This window comes from Arthrobacter sp. TmtSoilC48, from assembly GCF_059739425.1.
Genome location: NZ_AP046049.1, coordinates 2,309,036 through 2,330,625, shown reverse-complemented (window position 1 = coordinate 2,330,625; position 21,590 = coordinate 2,309,036). Strand labels below are relative to the sequence as shown.

Sequence of the window (21,590 nt, the reverse complement as noted above, 5' to 3'; positions counted from 1 at the left end):
CGCGTACCCGGGGATTCTCTAACCGCGTTCAAGGAACGCCTCCTTTTCAGGGTTCAAGTATTCATCAATGGTCGCGGCCAGGACCGGCTGGTGACGCAGGGCCGGGTCCTGGCCAACAAGGGCCTGTGCGTCCGAGCGTGCACGGGCAATCAGGTCTTCGTGCTCCAGGACACGCAGCAGCTTAAGCGTGGACCGCCCACCTGATTGCGAGGCGCCCAGGATATCGCCCTCACGGCGGAGTTTCAGGTCCTCCTGGGAGAGCTCGAACCCATCGGTGGTGGACGCCACGGCATCCAGTCTTCGACGGCTCGGGTGCCCCGGCTCCAAAGTAGTGACCAGCAGGCACGTCCCCGGCAGACCGCCACGGCCAACCCGGCCACGAAGCTGGTGGAGTTGGGAAATACCAAAACGATCGGCGTCCAGGATGACCATCAAGGTGGCATTGTGAACATCGACACCCACCTCGATAACCGTGGTGGAGACCAGCACCTTGGTCTGGTTTGCCGCGAACGAAGCCATGGTTTCGGTTTTTAGCAGCGGGTCCTGACGACCATGGAGGGGCGCCACGGGCACCCCGGCCAAAGACGGCTCCTGCACCAGGCTTTCGACGACGGCTGTCACCGAAGCGAGCTCGCGGGCCGGACCTTCGTCCGAGAGTTCGGCGTCGCTTGGTTCCGCTTCCCCCGGGCTGAAGTCCCCGTCGTCGTCCGAGCCGATCTTGGGACATACAACGTAGACCTGATGACCGGCGTCGACTTCTTCCCGTGACCGTTTCCAGATTCGATCCGCCCAGCCCGGGTTCTCGGCAAGCCCCACAACATGGGTGGAAATAGGCGCCCGCCCAGCGGGAAGTTCATCGAGGATGGAGGTTTCAAGATCGCCGAACACGGTCATCGCCACTGTGCGGGGAATAGGCGTGGCAGTCATAACCAGCAGATGCGGCGGACGTTGGGCCTTGGCACGCAATGCGTCACGTTGCTCCACGCCGAAGCGGTGCTGCTCGTCCACCACGATCAAGCCGAGGTCCTGAAAACTGGTTTTGTCGCTCAACAGAGCGTGGGTTCCGATCACGATGCTTGCGTTTCCTGAAGCGGCATCGAGCATGGCCTGTTTTCGCGCCGCCGTTGGCATGGACCCGGTCAGCAGGGTCACCTGGACACCAGCCCGCCCGGCCTCATCACCGATGCCGGCTCCGAGCATCCCGGTACCGCCAAAAAGGTGATCGCGGGCCAGCGGCCCCAGGGTCCTGCGGATGGACTCGAAATGCTGCGCAGCCAAAACTTCCGTGGGCGCCAGGAGCGCCGCCTGCCCTCCCGCGTCAACCACCTGCAGCATCGCCCGCAGCGCCACAATAGTCTTGCCCGAGCCGACCTCACCCTGCAGGAGTCGATTCATGGGGGTGTCCTGGCCAAGTTCTTCTGAAAGCGTCTTTCCCACCGCTGTCTGGCCGGCAGTGAGCGTGAAGGGCAGGTTCCGGTCGAACTCTTCCAGCAGGCCGCCGCTGACTGGACGCCGGGCAGTGGCTTCCTCTGCAGCAAGCTGGGCACGTCGTCGCGCCAAAGCCGCCTGCAGCACCAGCGCCTCCTGGTAGCGGAACCGTTCCTGCGCCCGCTGCCAGTCTTTGGCAGTCTCAGGCGAGTGGATCAGGCGATAAGCATCAGCCACGCTCAGCAGTCCGTCCCTGCTGACAATGGACTCCGGGAGGGGATCCGCCAAGGCATCGAGGTCAAGGGTTTGCAGCAACGCCGTAATCACCTTGTGAATGGACCAGCTTGTCAGCTTTGCCGTTGCGGGATAGACAGGGATAGGCATCGCTGCCAACTTTTCAGGGTCAATGGAGCCGTCAGCATCCGGATCCTCATCCAGCAACAGGAAGTCCGGGTTGGTCAGCCCCAAGGCGCCCCCATACCGGGTCACCTTCCCGGAAAACATTGCCCGGCGGCCCGGAAGGAGTTCCGCCTTGGCCCGGAACCCATTGAAAAAACTGACTTTCAAGGTGCCAGGAACGTGGCTTCCACCGGCTTCATCAGTCACCACGACGTCCGTAATGGAACCTCTTCGGGCACGCATCTGACGTGTGCTGTTGGACAGGACCCGCGCAATCAGCGTGACTTCCTCGTCCAGGGGAAGATTACTGATGGGAGTAAGTTCGCCCCTGCTCAAGTACCTGCGCGGAAAGTAGTTAAGCAGCGCGCCGGTCGTCTTGAGGCCAAGGTGCTTGTCAATGACGGACGCCGAGCGCTTGCCGATCCTGCGTTCCAGGGGCAGTTCCAGCTCAGTATTCATGCCGTGACTGGCCCGGGATGTTGTTGGGTTCTGCAGTTTGTGTTGCTTCAAAATCCCGCGACCCGTCTTCATATTCCCGGGGCAGGGCAAGCTGGCTGACGGCAATTTCCGTTGGCTCCCCCAGAGACCTGATGAGCGCTACGGCCGGTGCGGGATCAGGTACGTGGACATGCACACGCCAACGATAACTGGCTTCAGCAGTGGATTCGTCGTCGTCTGGATGGTGACCAGTAGTGCCAACCTGGCTCATGATGACGGAATCACCCATCTCGTCCAGGCGTTGGCGCAGCACGGCCGCGTCCAAGGGCGAAAGGCTGATGGTACACATGACTTCCACGCCGTCGTCGGCCGGCATCTGCTGGTGGATGTGCGGATCCTGCAGCTGGTAGCCGTGGAGGCCATCGAGGAGCTCATCCTGCAGTTCTTCGCCGAGCACTGCGGAGCGGAGACAGTCCAGCACCAGCAACATACCTACACCGCCGGCGTCCACCACGTGCGCCGCCTGCAGGGGTGGGAGTTCGTCCTCTGTGCGTACAACGGCTTGGAAGGCGGCTTCCACCACTGCATCCAAGGCAACGCCCAGCGCGTGGTTGCTGTCATCGCCGTTCTGGGAAGAATCCGCCGCCTGGGCTGCATGGGCCGCTGCTTCAAGGACGGACAGCATGGTTCCGGACACTGGTTCGCTCAAGGCCGACCAAGCCCGGATCTGGGCCCTGTTAAGGGCTGTGGCCAGCAGCGGCGCACTCAGGCGCGCTTTTCCGGAAAGCGGCTCCGCCGCAGCGCACAGAAAAACAGCAAAAAGGGTGCCGGAGTTACCCCTTGCCTGTTCCATGGCGGCCTGACCAGCGCGTGACAGCACAGCACCGACGTCGTTGCCGGTCTCTACAGCGTCCGAAGCGGTGCCAGCCACCGCGGCCACAGCTGCGCGCGCCGTCAGATAAAGGTTGGTCCCAGTATCGCCGTCTGCGACGGGAAAGATGTTGATCGCGTTCAGGCGGTCGCTATGGTTGCCCAGGACCACCTCTGTCTTGCCGAGCCAACGTTTCATGGCGTGCGCATTCGCGGCGATCTTAGTCTGCAAAATGATCCCATCCCACGGTGTCAGCAGCTTGTCCGGCAATCCGGACGCCGGTGCCTTGAGACTGGGCAACGGCCTGAACTGAGCCTATCGCAGTAAAGCCCTGCGGCAGCTGAATTCCGGCTGGGAAGGTAGCCAGCAGCCCGTGGTCTTCTCCCCCGCCCAGAACCCATGGCATGGCATCCACGCCCAGCAAGGCGGCAGCTGGTTCCAGTGGAACTGCATGGGCCTTCAACGAAACAGCGTCAAAGTCCAGGATGACGTTGCTTGCTGCGGCGAGCCGGCCGCCGTCGCGCAGCAGACCATCTGAAATGTCCATCATTGCTGTTACGCCCGAACGTGCGGCAAGCGGCCCGGCAGCCAACGGCGGCAAGGGGCGGCATTGGCTATCCAACAGGGCACGCTGCCCGGCCGAGAGGTCTGTTAGGGTGACATCGCTTTCCAACAGCGCCAGACCTGCGGCAGCACGCCCCAGGGTACCTGCCACTGCCACGACATCTCCCGGCTTTGCCCCGGAACGCAATACGGGATCCTCTCCAGCCAAAGTACCGACGACGGCGACAGTCACCGCAATCTCCCGGCCACGGCCGAGGTCTCCTCCTGCGACGGAGCAATCAGGAACTCCCAGCCCGATGATTCCAGCGGTGAGGCCGTCCGCGAAGTCCTTCACCCATTGAACTGGTGTGGCCGGCGGCATGGTCAGGCTCACCACCAGCGAGGTGGCCGTTCCGCCCATGGCGTTGATATCGCTAAGGTTCTGTGCCGCGGACTTCCATCCGACGTCGTATCCTGTGGTTCGATAGCCGTTGTTCCACTCCAGCCTGAAGTCCTGGTCCTGGGTCTGGGTATCGATGGAAATCAGTGCGCGGCCGTCTGTGGCGGCAACCAGGGCGGCGTCGTCGCCGGGACCCAGCAGGACGCTGGGGCTGCTGTTGAGTCGGGGGAAGATCAGGGCAAGGAGCTCGGACTCCGACAGATCTGCGACTGTTGGACATTCTTCGGATGGCTGAACTTCGGATGGCTGTTTTGGGGGCACGGCTCTACGCTATCGCGGGACACCGACAAAATATCGCCGGAGCCTGCGCCGGGCGCACCATCGGCAATGTGACCCTCGTAACGGGTGCACCAACCTCACGCCAGGCGGCTGCGTGGGCGGGATAGGCTTGAATGATGCACCGAAAGACCCTTCCGCGGACTGCCGTGGCCTTCAGCTTGGCCGCAGCGTCCGTGCTCGCAGTTTCAGCCTGCGCCCCCACTGTGGACGTCACGGCGGCAACCGACGCCGCCAATCCGGCCTGCGCCCCGATGATGGTGGCGCTCCCGGACAAAATCGGCGATGCCGCACTCCGCAAGACCAACAGCCAGGCCACTGCTGCGTGGGGCGATCCCTCCCAGATCATCCTGCGCTGCGGTGTCAACGTCCCTGGACCAACCACTGACCGTTGCGTCAGCGTAAATGACATCGACTGGGTGATCAAAGAAGGCGATGGCGTCTATACCCTGACCACCTTTGGACGCGAACCGGCAACGGAAATCCTCGTCGATCCGGTCAAATTGGAAGCCGCCAACATCAGCTCGGCCACAGTCCTCACCGAACTCGCAGCCGCTGCCGGGAAGATCAAAGCAACGCGCCATTGCGTGGGCCAGGAAGACCTGCAGAACCTCCCGACCGCCAAATAGCGGGGGCTCAACCGGCTAAAGGGCAGCTGGCGCCGGTCCTGCCTACCGACACCAGCCGCTGCCGGCTTGGGTTAACGCAGGCCCGTTTTGCGGGTCAGGGCCAGATGGATGAGTTCATCGATCAGCTCCGGATAAGGCAAACCTGAAGCCGCCCACATCTGCGGGTACATGCTCTTCGGAGTGAAGCCGGGCATGGTGTTGATTTCGTTAATAATGAGCTCACCCGCGGGCGTGTAGAAGAAGTCCACCCGGCTCAGTCCTTCCGCGCCCACGGCATCGAAGGCGGCAGCGGCCAATTCCCGGACGCGCGCAATGGCCTCGTCCGGCATATCGGCCGGGCAACTCAACGCGGCAGCACCATCTTCGACATATTTGGCAGCGAAGTCATAGAACTGGTGTTCGCCGGGAGCCACCGCAATTTCGCCGGGCATGGAGGTACGGGGCGCATCGGTGCCCCTGCCCTGCAGCACAGCGCACTCGATTTCACGCCCCGCAATGCCGGCTTCAATGACCAATTTCAGGTCGTGGCGGCGGGCTTCCTCGATGGCAGCGTCCAAGCCCTCCAAAGAATCCACCTTGGAAATTCCCATGGAGGAGCCGGCACGGGCAGGCTTGACGAAGACCGGGAAACCGAGCTTGTCCACGCGCTTGCGGACAGCCTCGGCGTCCGTGAGCCACTCGCGGTCCGTGACGGCGATATAAGGCCCCACCGTCAGTCCAGCGGCTTCGAAAACTACTTTCATGAAGTGCTTGTCCATGCCTACTGCCGAGGCAAGCACGCCGGCACCAACGTAACGTGTGTCGGATAGCTCCAGGAGGCCCTGGACGGTTCCGTCCTCGCCCCAAGGGCCATGGAGCAAAGGAAAGACGACGTCCACGGAGCCGAGTTCCTCGGGTATCGCATTTGGTGCGGTCACGATGAGCTGGTGCTCGCCGCCCACCTCTGCCAAGGTGACGGTCCGGTCCGACGGCGATACCTCAGGAAGTGCGGACGAGCTCAAGGACCACTGGCTGGTGTCCCCCGATGCAAGGACCCACTGTCCGGACTTGGCAATACCAATGGGCACGACGTCGTACTTGCTCTTATCAATGGCACCCATGACGCCTGCCGCAGTCACGCAACTAACAGCGTGTTCGCTGGAACGTCCGCCGAAAAGGACCGCCACACGGGGTCGACGGCCGGTCACGGGGGTGGATTCTTCAGTCACAATCAGTAGTCGCCTTCGGACTTCAGGGCCCGGGCCAGCAATCGCGGCCCCAGGTCATCAACGGACATTTTGCCTTCAAGCACCGCCACAACGGCGGCCGTAATGGGCATTTCGACATTCAGTTTGCCAGCCAATTCATGCACGGCAGGGCCGGACTTAATACCTTCAGCGGTTTGCGTCATCTGTTCAGCCACCTGCTCGAGGCTCAGCCCCTCGCCCAGTAGCCTTCCAGCTGTGTGATTCCTGGAGAGGGCAGAGGAGCACGTTGCAACGAGGTCACCGAGGCCCGCGAGACCCGCCATGGTGTGGGCCTCTCCACCCAGCGCCAAGGCAAGCCGGGACGTCTCAGCGAGGCCTCGCGTGATGACTGACGCTTTGGTGTTGTCACCCATTTGGCGCCCCTCGCAAATACCTACAGCAAGGGCAATCACATTCTTGACGATCCCGCCGATCTCCACGCCCACAACATCGGTGCTGGTATAGGGACGGAAGTACGGTGCGGTGCAGCAGAGCGCGATTGCGGCGGCGGTATCGGCGTCACTGCAGGCAACTACAGACGCAGTGGGTTGTTCCCTGGCAATCTCCATGGCGAGGTTGGGTCCGGAGACCACCACCACACGTGATTCCGGGATGCCTAGCTCCTGGGCGATGACCTCGCTCATGCGTGCGTCAGTCCCCAGTTCGAGGCCCTTCATCAGCGATACGACAATTGCGTCCGGGGCGAGCAGGCGCTTCCATTCCCCCAACTGGGGCCGCAGCGATTGGGCCGGCACGGCAAGGACCACGAGACCGGCATCCTGCAGGACCTCTGCAACATCCGTGGATGCGGTGACGGCGTGGGGAAGTTCGATGTCCTTCAAATACTGCTCATTGCGGTGCTCAGCATTGATCTGATCAACCACCCCTGCGCGCCGCCCCCAAATCCGGATCCTCCGCTCCACCCCGGTAGTGGCAGCAGCATCCGCGAGGATCTTGGCGAACGTAGTTCCCCACGAACCTGCGCCAAGTACAGCTACGGTATCCGGAGCAGGGACACGGCTTTCAATAACCGTCATTTGCTGCCCTCCGGTTCCGGGTTCTCAAGAGATGCATCGTTGCCAGCGGGCTCTACAGCCTTTTCAGGCGCTTCGCCGCGTGCAGCGTTTGAACCACGCTCCACGAACCGGCCATGTTTGGCCTGCTTATGAACGGCCGGATCCCAGCGTTCGGCCGGCGGCTCCTCGCCCCGCAGGGTTGCCAGGAGCTCGGTTACCGCCTCCATGATGACGTCTGTAGCTTCGGACAGCGTGGCACGGTCCATGGGCCGGTCCGCGAAAGCGCTCAGGTCCACGGGCTCACCTACGAGAACCCTGACGGTCTTTCGAGGGAAGACGTGGAAACGCTTGGCATATCGGGGGAAAACCTCATGGGCGCCCCAGTGGGCCATCGGAACAACCGGTGCACCTGTCTGCAATGCCAGGCGGGCAGCGCCAGTGTGGCCCTTCATCGGCCACAGGTCCGGGTCCCGGGTCAGGGTTCCCTCGGGGTAGATAATGATGGCACCTCCGGCGTCCACCACCTCTTTGGCGATTTGCAGCGAGCGGTTGGCTCCCGCCGTCGAGCGTTCAACCGGAATCTGGTTCGTCGCCCGCAGCAAGGCTCCCAGCACAGGTGCTTTGAAGAGGCCTGCCTTCGCGAGGAAATGCGGAGGACGCTTCTGGTTGTAGAGCATGTGCCCGATCACGACGGGATCAATTTCAGTGCAGTGGTTCGGTGCTGCGATGAAGCCGCCCGCGGGGAGCTTCCCGGTGCCCTCCCACTTCTTGCCCATCAGGAGGTTCATCAACGGACGCGCAATGCCCGCCAGGAGCATGAACGTAGCCCGGCTCTTGGCCGATTCCTTCAAAGGGTCCCCCGCTACTTGGTGGTGATGATGTCGAAATCGGCGCCCAGGCCAGCGAGCTTCTCGGTAAAGCGCTCGTATCCACGGTTGATGATATCGATGCCTGTGACCCTGGAGGTGCCGGTCGCGGCCAAAGCTGCAATGAGGTGGCTGAAGCCGCCACGAAGATCGGGGATGTCGATCTCGGTCCCCCGCAGCGGCGTAGGACCGGAGATCACTGCGGAATGCAGGAAGTTCCTCTGGCCGAAGCGGCAGGGAACACTGCCAAGGCACTCACGGTGGACCTGGATGTTTGCACCCATCCGGGCCAGGGCATCGGTGAAGCCGAAACGGTTCTCATAGACCGTCTCATGCACAATCGACACGCCCTCCGCCTGGGTCAAAGCCACCACCAGGGGCTGCTGCCAGTCAGTCATGAAGCCTGGGTGCACATCCGTCTCCAGGACCAGCGGGGAAAGCTTGCCTCCGGGGTGGTAAAAACGGATGCCGTCATCCCCAATGTCCATGCCGCCCCCCACCTTGCGGTAGGTGTTCAGGAAGGTCATCATGTCCCGCTGTGAAGCACCTTCAACAAAAATGTCGCCACGCGTAACCAACGCGGCCGAGGCCCAGGACGCAGTCTCGTTCCGGTCCGGAAGCGCCCGGTGGTTGTAGCCACCAAGGTCCTTGACACCCTCGATGCGGATGGTCCGGTCAGTCTGGACACTGATAATGGCGCCCATTTTCTGCAGCACGGCGATGAGATCTATGATCTCCGGTTCGGTCGCAGCCCCGCTGAGTTCCGTGATTCCTTCCGCGCGCGTAGCGCTCAGCAACACCTGCTCGGTTGCGCCCACTGATGGATAGGGAAGGGAGATCTTGGCGCCGTGGAGTCCGTTGGGTGCGGAGATGTGGATGCCGCCCGGGCGCTTTTCCACAACGGCGCCAAACTGGCGCAGGACGTTCAGATGGTAGTCGATGGGACGGTCGCCAATCTTGCAGCCGCCAAGGTCCGGAATGAAGGCCTCTCCGATCGCATGGATCAGGGGGCCGCACAGCAGGATCGGGATGCGTGAATCGCCGGCATGCGCGTCAATGGCGGTGCTGGATGCCGTTTTGGCATCCTTCGGATTCAGTGTCAGATCACCCGTATCGGGGTCCTTGACCACAGTCACACCGTGGAGCTTCAGCAGGCTGGTAACAACCTCCACGTCCTTGATTTCCGGCACGTTCCGAAGCACTGATGGTTCGCTGCCCAGCAACGCCGCCACCATGGCCTTGGGCACAAGGTTCTTGGCACCGCGAACGGTCACCCGCCCTGTCAACGGGACGCCACCGCGGATTGTCAGAACACTACTCATCTATACCGGTTTCCTCACGACTACTCGCCCCCCATACTTACAAAGGCTCCAGCTAAGCATAGAAGCTCGGGTTACCCAACCGAAATGGAGCTGCCCCGTGCCGGGCAGATCCTGTATCCACCAATCCTCCGAAAAAAAGACCGGTGAGCCCACCCTGGGGGGCCCACCGGTCCTGGTTCCTCAGCATTCAGCCGCCGGGGAATTCGTCAGCTTTTCGCCGGAAGTGTCTTCGGCTTGAACGAGGGCCTTGTGGCCTCGTAGGCGGTGATGTCTTCTTCGTGCTGGAGGGTGAGGCCGATGTCGTCGAGCCCTTCCAGGAGCCTCCAGCGCGTGTAGTCGTCGATCTCGAACGGAGCCACGACGTTGCCGCATTCCACCGTCTTGGAGACCAGGTCCACCTTGACCTCAGTGCCGGGAGCGTTCTCCAGGATCTTCCAGATGAGCTCGATGTCATCCTGTGCCACCTGGGCTGCCAGCAGTCCCTGCTTGCCTGAGTTGCCGCGGAAAATATCGGCGAAACGTGAGGACAGCACAGTTTTGAAGCCGTAGTCCTTCAACGCCCAGACAGCGTGCTCACGGGAGGAACCCGTCCCAAAGTCCGGGCCGGCCACCAGCACGGAGCCGGCCTTGAACGGGGCCTGGTTGAGGATGAACGACTCGTCCTTGCGCCAGGCGGCGAAGAGGGCGTCTTCGAAGCCGGTGCGCGTGATGCGCTTGAGGTAGACCGCCGGAATGATTTGGTCGGTATCCACATTGCTCTGGCGCAGCGGAACGCCGATGCCGGTGTGGGTAGTGAATGCTTCCATGGGATCCTCCTAGACTGCGGTTCCGGTCAATGTGCCTGCAGAAGCCGGCTCAAGGTCCGACGGCGAGCTCAGCGTTCCGCGGACGGCTGTCGCGGCAGCCACCACGGGAGAGACAAGGTGCGTACGGCCGCCCTTGCCCTGGCGGCCCTCAAAGTTGCGGTTGGACGTTGAAGCGCAGCGCTCCCCCGGCTCCAGTTGGTCCGGGTTCATGCCCAGGCACATCGAGCAACCGGCGAAGCGCCACTCGGCACCGAAATCCTTGAAGACTTTATCCAGGCCCTCGGCTTCGGCTTCGAGCCGGACACGGGCGGAACCCGGCACCACGAGCATGCGGATATCCGGGTCCTTCTCGCGGCCGCGGATGATGTCGGCGGCAGCACGAAGGTCCTCGATGCGGGAATTGGTGCAGGAGCCCAGGAAGACGGTATCCACGCGGATGTCTTTCATGGGGGTGCCCGCCTCAAGGCCCATGTACTGCAGCGCGCGCTCGGCGGCAGCCTTGGCGTTCTCGTCGCCGAAGTCCTCCGGGGACGGAACCTTGGCTGACAGCGAAACGCCCTGGCCGGGGTTGGTGCCCCAGGTGACGAACGGCTCGAGGGTGTTCGCATCGAGGTCCACTTCGACGTCGAACGTCGCGTCGGCGTCAGTGTGCAGCGTGTTCCAGTACTCGACGGCGGCGTCCCAGTCAGCGCCTTCGGGCGCATGCGGACGGCCCTGCATGTAGTCGTAGGTGATCTGGTCCGGAGCCACCATTCCGGCACGCGCGCCGGCTTCGATGGACATGTTGCAGATGGTCATCCGGGCATCCATCGACAGGGCCCGGATGGCAGAGCCGCGGTATTCCAGGACGTAGCCCTGGCCTCCGCCGGTACCGATCTTGGCGATGACGGCCAGGATGATGTCCTTGGCGGTAACTCCCGGGCGCAGCGTCCCCTCAACGTTGATCGCCATGGTTTTGAACGGCTTCAAGGACAGCGTCTGGGTTGCCATGACGTGTTCGACTTCAGAGGTTCCGATGCCCATGGCAAGTGCACCGAAGGCGCCGTGCGTGGAGGTGTGCGAGTCGCCACACACCACGGTCATGCCCGGCTGGGTCAGGCCCAGCTGCGGACCCACGACGTGCACGATGCCCTGCTCCTTATCGCCGAGCGAGTGCAGGCGGACGCCGAATTCCTTGCAGTTGGCGCGCAGCGTTTCAATCTGCGTGCGGCTGGTGAGGTCCGCGATGGGCTTGTCGATGTCCAGGGTGGGAGTGTTGTGATCCTCCGTGGCAATGGTGAGGTCGGTGCGTCGCAGCTTGCGGCCGGCAAGGCGCAGCCCCTCGAAAGCCTGCGGTGACGTCACCTCGTGGACCAGGTGCAAGTCAATGAAAAGAAGGTCGGGCTGGGCATTGGCTCCTTCGCCTTCACCCTTGCGCACTACGTGCGCGTCCCAGACTTTCTCGGCCAGTGTCTTTCCCACGGCCTTGCTCCCTTCACTGAAGTTGGATGTTCTTCATCCGCTGAACTGTTCTTCGAACCACTGAACTCTTCCAACCACTGAAGCAGCACGGTTGCAAAATAGGCCAGTGAAACAACTTGCATCTCAGATATTGAGACGGCAATATCATTACATGGACAATTCTAGTGGAGTCGGGGTCATTGATAAAGCGGCCCAAGTACTCGATGCCCTCGAGGCCGGGCCAACGACACTTGCGCAACTTGTAGCGGCCACGGGCCTCGCCCGGCCCACCGTTCACCGGCTCGCGCTGGCCTTGGTCCACCACCGGCTGGTCAGTCGCGACATCCAGGGACGCTTCGTTCTGGGCAGTCGCCTGGTGGAGCTCGCATCCGCGGCTGGCGAAGACCGGCTCATCGCCTCTGCCGGGCCCGTACTCATCCAACTGCGGGACGCTACCGGCGAGAGCGCCCAGATTTTCCGCAGGCAGGGCGATTGGCGCGTATGCGTTGCCTCAGCGGAGCGTCCGATCGGGCTGCGCGATACCATTCCGGTGGGAACCCAGCTGTCCATGAAAGCCGGCTCGGCCGCACAGGTCCTCCTCGCCTGGGAAGACCACGACCGCCTGCTGGAAGGATTGCAGAACGCCCGCTTTACGCCCACCGTCCTGGCAGGAGTACGACGCCGGGGCTGGGGTCAGAGCCTGGGCGAACGCGAGCCAGGGGTCGCCTCGGTTTCCGCTCCGGTCCGTGGACCCTCCGGAAGGGTCATAGCCGCGGTTTCCATTTCAGGTCCGATTGAGCGCCTCACGCGCCAGCCAGGACGATTGCACGCCGAGGTCGTCTGCAATGCCGCCCGGATACTGACAGAGGCTTTGCGCAAGAACAACGACTAGACCTGGCGTTATTGAAGGGGGACGTCCATGACCACCTACGCAGTATTCCTTAGGGGCATCAACGTCAGCGGGATCAACATCAAGATGGCCGAACTGAAATCAGCACTTAAGGGCTACCCATTCTCTGACGTCAAGACGCTGCTGGCGAGTGGAAACGTTGTCCTGAAGACTGATTTGAGCATCAAGGATGTCAAGGTCCAGTTCGAAAAGTGCCTGCGTGAATCCTTCGGCTACGACGCCTGGGTTGTTGTCCTCACTGCTTCGCGGGTAGCCGAACTCGTGGATGCCTGCCCGTACCCTGCCGACGACAAGGCCACGCACAGCTACATCACCCTCACGTCCGACAAAGCCATGCTGGACGAACTCTTTGAGGCCGGCGAGGCCCTTGGTGGCGTGGAACAGGTGCGGCTCGGACCGGAAGCTTCCGCATGGTTGGCACCCGCCGGAGGAACCTTGGCCAGTCCCTTCAGCAAACTCTCCGCCAAGCCGCGGTACAAGGCCAGCACCACAACCCGGAACCTTCGGACGTTGATCAAAGTCAAGGACGCTGCGGCCGATCTCTAGAGGTATCCCTATCCTTTACGCGCGGCTTTCAAGGCTGCATTGAAGGCACCCAAACGGGCAATCTCCACCTCCACCGGCTCCACGATGCGCCGCTCAGCTACGCCTGCTATTGCCGCTTTCAGTCTCTTGGCCACGCCTTTGGCGCGCACGCGCGCGGCCCAGCCGCCGATGATTCTGCCGAAGATGGCCAGAACGATCCCCAGAACCACACCACAGGCCACCATCAACGTGGGCCAAGGCCATCCTTCAGTCCTCGGCACCTCCGGAACGGGCATTTGGAAATAGCCGAGCGCAGCCAGGACCCCAAGCCAACCGAGGCCACCAACTGCCAGGAGAAGCGCGATCCATTGGAGTGAGTTGAACAACAACCACCAGAACGGACGTCTTGACGTTTTGAGGTCCGTCCCGGCGATGGCTTGGTCCAGGGCATCCGGCAGTTGCTCGCGGCCTTCCCTGGCCACGCCACGGATGGACGCCCGCCAGGGGCCAGGAGCGCCGTCAGAAGCCTCATCCACAAAATCACGCACGGCTGCATCTGTCCTCGCACGTTCGGGTGCGCCGGCTACCGGCAAGGAAGTCCGGTTGAGCTCGGGCCTGGTGTCCTGCCTGCCCAGATTCAGCCTCCTCAGGGGATCCGGCCGGAAGCGCAGCAACCATCGCGTCACGGGCCATCCCGTCCTCCGCGCCGATTCCCTCTTGAATGATCGCGCTACCGCATCAACCACCACAGGTACGTTGGCCGCCGTCGACAATTCAGTGGCGAGCTTGGCCTTGGTGCTTGCCTTGATGCCGCGGGCCTCGCCTGCACCCGAAGCCAGGGACAGTTCGTCTGCAGCCTTGGAGACATCGGCAGCCAGGCGTTTTGTGGTTGCCTCCCGCTGGATCACGACATCCCGGATGGCACCACGGACGGCGTCGATGCCTTCGCCGGACAGTGCCGAGGCGCCCAGGACGCGAACGTCCGCCAGACCGTCGCGCTCCAGGATTCCTTTCAGGGAATGAAGCACATCAGCGGTGTCCGCGTCATTGAGCTTGTCTATTTGGTTCAGGACAACAAGTGTGACCGCTCCATGGGAGGCCATCGGGCGCAGGAAGTCGTTGTGCACAGCGGCATCTGCATACTTCTGCGGGTCCAGTACCCAGACCAGGACATCCACCATCCCGACCATGCGCTGGACTACCTCCCGGTTCTCCACTTTCGTTGAGTCAAAGTCGGGAAGGTCCAGCAGGATCAGGCCGCTCTCCGCAGTGGCCAGGCCTGGGAGCCCAGGCAGGCTGTGGCGCTCCTGCACTCCGAGCCAGTCCAGCAGCGGCCCGCTTCCTTCCTCGCCCCAAATTCCCGCCAATGGCGCGGACGTCGTGGGTCGACGGGCTGCCGCGGTTGCCAGATTGCTGCTGGATACGGCATTGAACAAGGAAGACTTGCCACTTCCTGTGGCCCCGAAGAAACCCACCACCGTGTGTCCTGCCGACAACGAGCGCCTGGAAGTTGCCCGCTCAAGGACCTCATACACGGATTGCAGATCCTGCTCGGGCAGCACTCCCTCGGCCAGTTCCCGTGCTGTGTTGAGCGCTTCGAGCCGCCGCTGGAGTTGGGACGATTCCCGGATTTGGCTGTGCCGGCTCATGCCGCCCCTGCCAGGCGACGGAGTGCCTTGGCATGGCGGGCGAGGTCCATATCGCCATGAACGGTGCCAGCCTCCAAACCAGTGGCCTCCAGCCTGCTGAGGAACCTGTTCCGCTCTTCCTCGAGGAGGCGTTGGCAGGACGTGTGAAGATCGGCCCTGGCCTGCTGGGCAAGCCGACGGACGGCATCCTCACCGAAGACAGCTTCAAGGAGCTTCTGCCCCACCACGGCCGTTCCCCCGGCAATGCCTATCTCCAATCCGGTCAAACCGGCAGTCATGGAGAAAACCACCACCATCAGTGCTGCGCCAAGACCGTTCACGCCGAAGGAGAGCCAACGGGCCTGTGTGCGCTTTTCCTGACCTTGGGTGCGGATCAGTTCCATGAGTCCTTCCTGCCAGGCGCGGATGGCGGCAGCAGCCTTCGCGTCAAAGCCAGGACTGGTTCCTGAAAGATCTGCGGCACCCAGGAGTTGACGGCCTGCCGCATCCGAGCGCCAGCGCCTGTCGACGTTTTCTGCGGCATTGGCGGCCTCATCGAGAATCACCGCTTGCAAGCCCGTTTCGATCGCCGTTTCGACTTTTACGGCCGGCGCAGGTTCACCCCTGAAGAATGCTCCGATCCGGTCCCGCATGCGCCCGATGTTCTGCTCCAAAGCCCGGAAGAATTCACCCGTTCCCACAAAATCCTGCCATCGTGCCAGCACTTCGCCGCGGAGCAGCGCACCGTCCTTGGTGGCGTCCAGAATCCGCAGCAGGGCGTCGTCGTATTCGTGAACGCAGACGGAGCTCAGCTCATGGGCCGCAGCATCCTGGGCCGCAGCCGCAGCTGCAATAGCTTCAAACCGGGCGCTCACCGCTTTTATGGCTCCGTTGAGCGTACGCCTTGCAACGTCCGCTCGTCCGGCAGCGTCAGCGGCAAGGCCGGCAAGCCAAAGTCTCAGCCCACTGACAGTTTCGGGCGGCAGCATTCCCAAATCATCCAAACCACTTTCGTGCACCACAAAGAGTTCTGCAGCAGCCAGGCCCTGACGATCCAACATCGCCTTCAGGTCCGTCCGGACCTCTTCCTCCGCTGCCGGTGGCACGCGGTCCAGCACCACGGCGACCGTGATGTCCCGCGAAGCCGCATCCAGGAGCAGGCGCCACGGGACGGCGTCGGCGTATCTGTTTGCCGTGGTGACGAACACCCAAAGGTCCGCTGCGGCGAGGAGCTGACCTGCCAGCCTCCGATTGTTATCGGAAATGGAGTCAACGTCCGGCGCATCCAGAATCGCCACGCCCGGGGGCACATGATCGGAACCCACGAGCACCAGGGACGTGATTGCCTGGGCATCCGGTTCGACCCCGGCTTGATTTGACGGCAACGGTTGCGCAGGGACGCTACCCCTGATTCGCTCCAGGTTGGGAAGTATGCGCTGGCCCTCAAACCACTCGCCATCCTGCGGATGGTGGAGGAGGATCGGCTGGCGCGTTGTCGGTCTAATAGCTCCGGCACGTGTGACCGGGTAGCCTACCAGCGCATTAACCAGCGTCGATTTACCGGCGCCAGTGGAACCTCCGACGACGGCCAACAGCGGCGCGTCCAGGCTGCGGTACCGGGGAATCACGTAGTCGTCGAGCTGCGCGAGGGTCTCCCTGATCAAGCGCCGACCGGCTTCGGCGTCGGGCAGGGCGAGTGGCAAGGTGATGCCGGCCAGTTCGTTGCGGGCCGCTTCAAGGGTGTTGACAGCATCAGCCTGTGCTTTATTGGCGACAGGGCTGGTCGCTGCTCTTGGCGGCTCTTCATGTGCGGTCACAGCATCATCATGCCAGCCCAAAGACTGTCCGCGGGTCATAAGGAGCGCGGGAATGTCGGGGCGCCAACCCGGAATGCCGGCTCATGACCACAAATGCGCTTGAACCAAAAATTCCCCCGGAACCAAAGTTCCGGGGGAATTGTTTGTGACCCCAGCGGGATTCGAACCCGCGTTACCGCCGTGAGAGGGCGGCGTACTAGGCCGCTATACGATGGGGCCTTGCACTTTTTTGTCACCGTTTCCGGCGAACAAGCTGAATGAGTATTTCATACTTTCAGCTCTCTTCCAAATCGGCGAAGCGATGTGGAATTCTGATTTTCTGCTGCAATAGCGCGGAATTTCAGAGCTGGGATACCAGGACTCGAACCTAGAATGACGGTACCAGAAACCGTAGTGTTGCCAATTACACCATATCCCAAAGTGACTTTCGGACCGGAGTTCGCCGCCGTGGTTTCCCTTGGCTTTTCCCTCCGTGCCCCTCAGCACGAGTAATGACTCTACCGGAGTCTTGCCACCTGCACAAATCGCGAAGCCGTTACCTGCATCACACGGATGTCAGGCCGCGGAAGGTGCCCTCATCAGCAGTCTCGACAACGAATCCACCTGACGCCCGGCGAACTCTTCGACTTCTTCCCCGGTCCTGTTGAGCCACACGCCAATCAGGCCGGCCGCAGTTGCGCCGTCAGCATCAAGGAGCCGGTTGTCCCCAACGTAGAGAGTCTCGCCTGGTTCTGTCCCCAGCAGCCGCACGCCCTCCAGGTAGATGGCAGGATGCGGCTTCGGTACGCCCACCGTATCCGTTCCTACGAGGATCTTGATCCTGGACAGGCCCGCGCCATCCAACTTGGCCCGTTGGTAGTCATGAACGTTGTTGCTGACGGCACCGTAGGGAATGTCCGCAGCATCGAGCGCATCCAGCACACCAGCTACGTCGTCGAAAGCGCGCACGTACGCCGTCTGCCGCTGATGGTACTCAGCAACCCACGACTGCGATTCCTCACCGTCTCCGAGCTCCACCCCAAAGTGGCCCAGGGCCGCCCGGCCCCTCAAAAGGCGCTGCTCATTGAAGGTCAGTTCGCCAGCAAGGTAGCGGTCATAGAAATGCGTTGTTTCGTGCGTGAAGATGCGGCCGAACTTCACCCACCCGGCCTGGTCAAGGCCGGGCAGGAGATGCTCGCTAACATCACGCAGAGCCGTTGTCATGGCGTACTCAAGGTCCACCAAGGTGTCATCGATGTCGAACAGAACACCGCGGATAGTTCCGAAGGAGCTTTCAATAGCCATGACCGTTGCCGCTTAGCCCCGGAACGCGCGAACGCGGGCCAATGAAGAATCCTTACCCAGGATCACCATTGACTCGAAAAGCGGCGGAGAAATACGTCGGCCTGAAATAGCGGTGCGCACCGGCCCAAAGGCAGCTCGGGGCTTAATGCCCAGATCCTCGACCAAAGCCTGTTTAAGTGCCGTCTGAATGTTCTCAGCGGTCCAATCCTCTATGGGCTCCAACGCAGCAAGTGCCGCGTCAAGCACTTCCTGCAGGTTCTCCGGGAGCCCCTTGCGGGCGTCGTCGGCAACATCGATCGCGTCGTCCGCCTTGAAGAGGAAGGCCAACATTTCAGGGGCTTCGCCCAACAGGGTAATACGTTCCTGAACCAGCGGAGCCGCCTCAGCGAGGATCTCCTCCTGCCGGGCGGTAAGGATCTCCCCCACGAAACCTGCAGCCCGGAGGTACGGGACGAGCCGTTGCTTGAAATCCTCCGGCTCGAGCAGGCGCACATGGGTCCCGTTGATGGCCTCGGCTTTCTTAAGATCGAAGCGCGCAGGGTTACCCAGGACATCGTGGATGTCGAAGTTGGCCACAAGCTGCTCCACCGTGAAGATGTCCTCGTCCGCGCTCAGCGACCACCCCAGCAGGGAAAGGTAGTTGAGCAGGCCCTCAGGGATGAAGCCACGCTCGCGGTGCAGGAAGAGGCTGGATTCCGGATCCCGTTTGGAAAGCTTCTTGTTTCCCTGGCCCATGACGTAGGGCAGGTGACCGAATTCCGGCATGTACTCCGCCACGCCGATGGCGTAGAGAGCCCGGTACAGTGCGATCTGCCGGGGCGTGGAGCTCAGGAGGTCCTCCCCGCGAAGGACGTGCGTGATGCCCATGAGGGCATCGTCCACCGGGTTCACCAGCGTGTACAGCGGAGCACCATTGGCACGCACAACCGCGAAGTCAGGCACGGAACCGGCCTTGAACGTGATTTCCCCGCGGACGAGGTCCTTGAAGGTCAGATCCTCATCCGGCATGCGAAGACGCAGCACGGCTTCCCGGCCTTCGGCCTTGAACTGGGCAAGCTGTTCCTCAGTCAGGTGGCGGTCGAAGCCGTCATAGCCCAGTTTGGGGTCGCGGCCGGCCGCCCTGTGGCGGGCTTCGATCTCTTCCGGCGTGGAGTATGACTCGTAGACATGTCCCCCGGCCTTGAGCTTGGCGATGACGTCCTGGTAGATACCTCCACGCTGTGACTGGCGGTATGGCTCATGTGGGCCGCCAACCTCGACGCCCTCATCCCAGTCGATGCCGAGCCACTTCAGCGCATCCAGCAGCTGATGGTAGCTCTCCTCGCTGTCGCGGGCAGAGTCAGTGTCCTCAATGCGGAATATCAACTTGCCACCGGTATGGCGCGCATAAGCCCAGTTGAACAGGGCGGTGCGGATCAGGCCAACGTGCGGCGTTCCCGTAGGCGACGGGCAGAAGCGCACGCGGACTGGAGTCTCGGCGTTGACGGCAGGGATGGCGCTGGAGGCAGCGCTGGACGCAGAAGCAGTAGTCATAGTGCTTCAACTTTACCGCTTGATATCGGCCCGGTTCCCCGCCGGAAAGGCTCGACGACGGCACGCTGCTTTCGTGCGAAAGCCGCGTGCCGTCGTCGGGCCCTATGCTCTGGTGCGGCCGCTAGCGGCGAACCACGGGGTTGGACAAGCGCCCGATGCCTTCAATCTCCACTTCGAAGCGGTCGCCCTCATTGACCAGGCCCACGCCGGCAGGCGTCCCGGTCATGATGACATCGCCCGGAAGGAGCGTAAAGGCCTGGGAGACGATCGAGACGAGCTCGCGCACGCCGCGAATCATCTGGTTGGTGCTGCCGTCCTGCCGAAGTTCACCATTGAGCCGGCCCTGGATGGAGAGGTCGTCCGGATCAAGTTCAGTTTCGATCCACGGGCCGAGCGGAGCGGAGGTGTCAAAGCCCTTGGCGCGGGCCCACTGGAGGTCGGTCTTCTGCACGTCACGGGCCGTGAGGTCGTTTCCACAGGTGTAACCAAAAATGACGTCGTCGGCACGTTCCTCGGGGACGTCCTTGCAAATACGGCCGATGATGACGCAAAGCTCCGCTTCGAAGGAGACTTCATCAGAGAACTCCGGGAGGATGATCGGATCGTTTGGCCCGATGACGGAGGTGTTCGGCTTAAGGAAGAGCAATGGATGCTGCGGAACCTCGTTGCCCAGCTCAGCAGCATGCTCGGCAAAGTTACGCCCAACGCCGATCACCTTACTGCGCGGAATGATCGGGGCAAGGAGCCGCACATCCTCAAGCTTGTGCTTCACGTGGGTACGTTCGACGCCATTGAAGAAGGGGTCACCGTTGATGACAGTGATTTCCTCACTACCGGGCTCGCCTTCAACAACGCCATAAAGGGGATCAGAATCAACTACAAACCGGGCGATACGCATGGGCTCAAGCCTACCTTCCGGCGCATGGACGTTTGCCCGCTAACCGCGAAGGTAGTCCAATTGCGCTGCGACCGACGTCTCAGCTGCCCACCTGACTGAAGGGTCGACGTCGGGATACACCGCATCAGTGACTGCGGCAATCGGCGCATCCTGGCCGAGCTGTGCCAACGCAGCCCTGATCTGGTCGAGCCGCTGCTGGCGATGTTCGCGGTACTCGCGGCATTTCACATCCAGGGCTGCAAGCACCGGTCCGTGGGCGGGAAGGAGCGTAGCCGGGCCCAGGGATTCGAGCCTGTCCAGACTGGCAAGGTAATCGCCCAAGCGGCCATCGGGGTAGTCCAGCACAGTGGTGCCACGGCCCAGGATGGTGTCACCCGTTAGAACGGAGCCTGTGGGACCGTCCTCGGGGAGGTGGAAGCACAAGGAATCCGACGTGTGGCCCGGGGTTGCCAGGACACGGATCTCCACGCCGCCGGCATGGAGCACTTCGCCGTCCACGAGAGGCTCGCCACCGTGGCAGTACTCCGCGGCAGCCGCCCTGACGGGAGCGCCTGTCAGTTCATGGAACCTGGCGGACGCTGCAGTGTGGTCAGCGTGCCGGTGCGTAATAAGCACGACGTCCACCACCCCGGCCGCTGCCAGCTCAGCCAGGTGCCCCTCGTCTTCCGGACCGGGATCCACGACGGCAACATGGCCCGAATCCCCCGCGCTGATGACGTAGGAGTTGGTGCCATCCAGGCTCATCGGGCCCGGGTTTGGTGCCAGCCGGAAGCGGGTGAGGGTGCTGCTCTGCTGCAGCGCAGAGGTGTAATCGCCGGAAGGTGAGTCGCTGAAAGGTGAGTCGCTGGAAGTCCCCATGGATTCTGAAGTCACCGTCCCATCTTGCACCACTTCCGATGCTCGCTCACATCCTGTCCCGTTTCCACCGATCCTCGCTCACATCCTGCCCCGTTTCCACCGATCCTCGCTCACATCCTGTCCCGTTTCCACCGATCCTCGCTCACATCCTGTCCCGTTTCCACCGATCCTCGCTCATTTGGACTTCGACGGCGGGGCTCACCGTTGACGTCAACCAACCACTCCGCGTGTGAGAAATCATTCCCGCCAAACGGTCATGATGTGAGAGAACATTCCCGCCAAACGGTCAGGATGTGAGAGAACATTCCCGCCAAACGGTCAGGATGTGAGAGAACATTCCGCCCAAACGGTCAGGATGTGAGAGAACATCGGGGGCATGGCAACGGCGGCCCTTCCGTTTGTCACCAAACAGAAGGG

General features: G+C 62.2%; 18 protein-coding genes and 2 tRNA genes. 3 read left to right on the top strand and 17 right to left on the bottom strand.

All coding sequences use genetic code 11. From position 1 onward, the window contains the following. Window positions 1-18 precede the first annotated feature (18 nt). The 3 genes from AC6I97_RS10955 to thiL are packed head-to-tail and all read right to left on the bottom strand — an operon-like array spanning window position 19 to window position 4,400. Window positions 19-2,286 carry an ATP-dependent DNA helicase RecG gene (locus AC6I97_RS10955; protein WP_497944883.1) on the bottom strand — a complete coding sequence of 756 codons (2,268 nt, stop codon included), beginning with the start codon at window positions 2,284-2,286 and terminating at the stop codon, window positions 19-21. Continuing rightward, complete coding sequence (locus AC6I97_RS10950; protein ID WP_497944882.1) at window positions 2,276-3,334, bottom strand: DAK2 domain-containing protein; 1,059 nt, start codon at window positions 3,332-3,334, stop codon at window positions 2,276-2,278. The genes AC6I97_RS10955 and AC6I97_RS10950 overlap by 11 nt, the downstream gene beginning before the upstream one ends. A 22-nt stretch (window positions 3,335-3,356) precedes the next feature. Then, window positions 3,357-4,400, bottom strand: a complete 1,044-nt coding sequence (gene thiL, locus AC6I97_RS10945; protein WP_497944881.1) for a thiamine-phosphate kinase — start codon at window positions 4,398-4,400, stop codon at window positions 3,357-3,359. A 134-nt stretch (window positions 4,401-4,534) separates the two neighbouring features. Here thiL and AC6I97_RS10940 point away from each other — a divergent pair, with 134 nt between their 5' ends. After that, a complete protein-coding gene (locus AC6I97_RS10940; RefSeq protein WP_216923870.1) occupies window positions 4,535-5,044 on the top strand; it encodes a DUF3515 domain-containing protein in 510 nt (169 codons plus the stop codon). Between the two features lie 71 nt (window positions 5,045-5,115). Here AC6I97_RS10940 and AC6I97_RS10935 read toward each other — a convergent pair whose 3' ends face one another. From AC6I97_RS10935 to leuC, 6 genes are all read right to left on the bottom strand, one after another. Further along, the gene (locus AC6I97_RS10935) at window positions 5,116-6,255 is read right to left on the bottom strand and encodes a D-alanine--D-alanine ligase family protein (protein ID WP_224091052.1); all 1,140 of its coding nucleotides are present in this window, start codon (window positions 6,253-6,255) and stop codon (window positions 5,116-5,118) included. Beyond that, window positions 6,255-7,307 (bottom strand): NAD(P)H-dependent glycerol-3-phosphate dehydrogenase, encoded by a 1,053-nt coding sequence (locus tag AC6I97_RS10930; RefSeq protein ID WP_224164599.1) that lies wholly within the window; start codon window positions 7,305-7,307, stop codon window positions 6,255-6,257. The genes AC6I97_RS10935 and AC6I97_RS10930 overlap by 1 nt, the downstream gene beginning before the upstream one ends. After that, window positions 7,304-8,137: a lysophospholipid acyltransferase family protein gene (locus tag AC6I97_RS10925; protein WP_497944880.1), complete on the bottom strand. Its 834-nt coding sequence runs from the start codon at window positions 8,135-8,137 to the stop codon at window positions 7,304-7,306. The genes AC6I97_RS10930 and AC6I97_RS10925 overlap by 4 nt, the downstream gene beginning before the upstream one ends. Window positions 8,138-8,148: 11 nt before the next feature. Beyond that, window positions 8,149-9,474, bottom strand: a complete 1,326-nt coding sequence (murA, locus tag AC6I97_RS10920; protein ID WP_224090824.1) for a UDP-N-acetylglucosamine 1-carboxyvinyltransferase — start codon at window positions 9,472-9,474, stop codon at window positions 8,149-8,151. Window positions 9,475-9,680: 206 nt separating this feature from the next. Next, window positions 9,681-10,280, bottom strand: coding sequence for a 3-isopropylmalate dehydratase small subunit (leuD, locus tag AC6I97_RS10915; RefSeq protein ID WP_224164601.1), 600 nt, complete (start codon window positions 10,278-10,280; stop codon window positions 9,681-9,683). A 9-nt stretch (window positions 10,281-10,289) separates the two neighbouring features. Continuing rightward, entirely contained in the window at window positions 10,290-11,741 is a 1,452-nt protein-coding gene (gene leuC / locus AC6I97_RS10910; RefSeq protein ID WP_309931265.1) for a 3-isopropylmalate dehydratase large subunit, read from the bottom strand. A gap of 151 nt (window positions 11,742-11,892) precedes the next feature. Here leuC and AC6I97_RS10905 point away from each other — a divergent pair, with 151 nt between their 5' ends. Together AC6I97_RS10905 and AC6I97_RS10900 are read left to right on the top strand one after the other, a co-directional pair. Continuing rightward, window positions 11,893-12,612 carry an IclR family transcriptional regulator gene (locus tag AC6I97_RS10905; protein ID WP_497944879.1) on the top strand — a complete coding sequence of 240 codons (720 nt, stop codon included), beginning with the start codon at window positions 11,893-11,895 and terminating at the stop codon, window positions 12,610-12,612. A 27-nt stretch (window positions 12,613-12,639) separates the two neighbouring features. After that, window positions 12,640-13,176: a DUF1697 domain-containing protein gene (locus AC6I97_RS10900; protein ID WP_497944878.1), complete on the top strand. Its 537-nt coding sequence runs from the start codon at window positions 12,640-12,642 to the stop codon at window positions 13,174-13,176. 8 nt (window positions 13,177-13,184) lie between these two features. Here the strand turns inward: AC6I97_RS10900 and AC6I97_RS10895 are convergent, their stop codons facing one another. From AC6I97_RS10895 to AC6I97_RS10860, 8 genes are all read right to left on the bottom strand, one after another. Continuing rightward, on the bottom strand, window positions 13,185-14,804 hold the full coding sequence (locus AC6I97_RS10895) for a GTPase (protein ID WP_224164603.1): 1,620 nt from the start codon (window positions 14,802-14,804) through the stop codon (window positions 13,185-13,187). Continuing rightward, window positions 14,801-16,639, bottom strand: a complete 1,839-nt coding sequence (locus AC6I97_RS10890; RefSeq protein ID WP_497944877.1) for a dynamin family protein — start codon at window positions 16,637-16,639, stop codon at window positions 14,801-14,803. The genes AC6I97_RS10895 and AC6I97_RS10890 overlap by 4 nt, the downstream gene beginning before the upstream one ends. 107 nt (window positions 16,640-16,746) lie before the next feature. After that, window positions 16,747-16,819, bottom strand: a tRNA-Glu gene (locus AC6I97_RS10885). Window positions 16,820-16,946: 127 nt separating this feature from the next. Next, a tRNA-Gln gene (locus AC6I97_RS10880) sits at window positions 16,947-17,018 on the bottom strand. Window positions 17,019-17,155: 137 nt separating this feature from the next. Further along, a complete protein-coding gene (locus tag AC6I97_RS10875; RefSeq protein ID WP_224164605.1) occupies window positions 17,156-17,884 on the bottom strand; it encodes an HAD family hydrolase in 729 nt (242 codons plus the stop codon). A gap of 12 nt (window positions 17,885-17,896) precedes the next feature. After that, window positions 17,897-19,417, bottom strand: a complete 1,521-nt coding sequence (gene gltX / locus AC6I97_RS10870) for a glutamate--tRNA ligase (RefSeq protein WP_224090829.1) — start codon at window positions 19,415-19,417, stop codon at window positions 17,897-17,899. A 121-nt stretch (window positions 19,418-19,538) separates the two neighbouring features. Continuing rightward, a complete protein-coding gene (locus tag AC6I97_RS10865; RefSeq protein ID WP_224090832.1) occupies window positions 19,539-20,315 on the bottom strand; it encodes a fumarylacetoacetate hydrolase family protein in 777 nt (258 codons plus the stop codon). 39 nt (window positions 20,316-20,354) lie between these two features. Continuing rightward, the gene (locus AC6I97_RS10860; RefSeq protein WP_497947042.1) at window positions 20,355-21,173 is read right to left on the bottom strand and encodes an MBL fold metallo-hydrolase; all 819 of its coding nucleotides are present in this window, start codon (window positions 21,171-21,173) and stop codon (window positions 20,355-20,357) included. Window positions 21,174-21,590 lie beyond the last annotated feature (417 nt).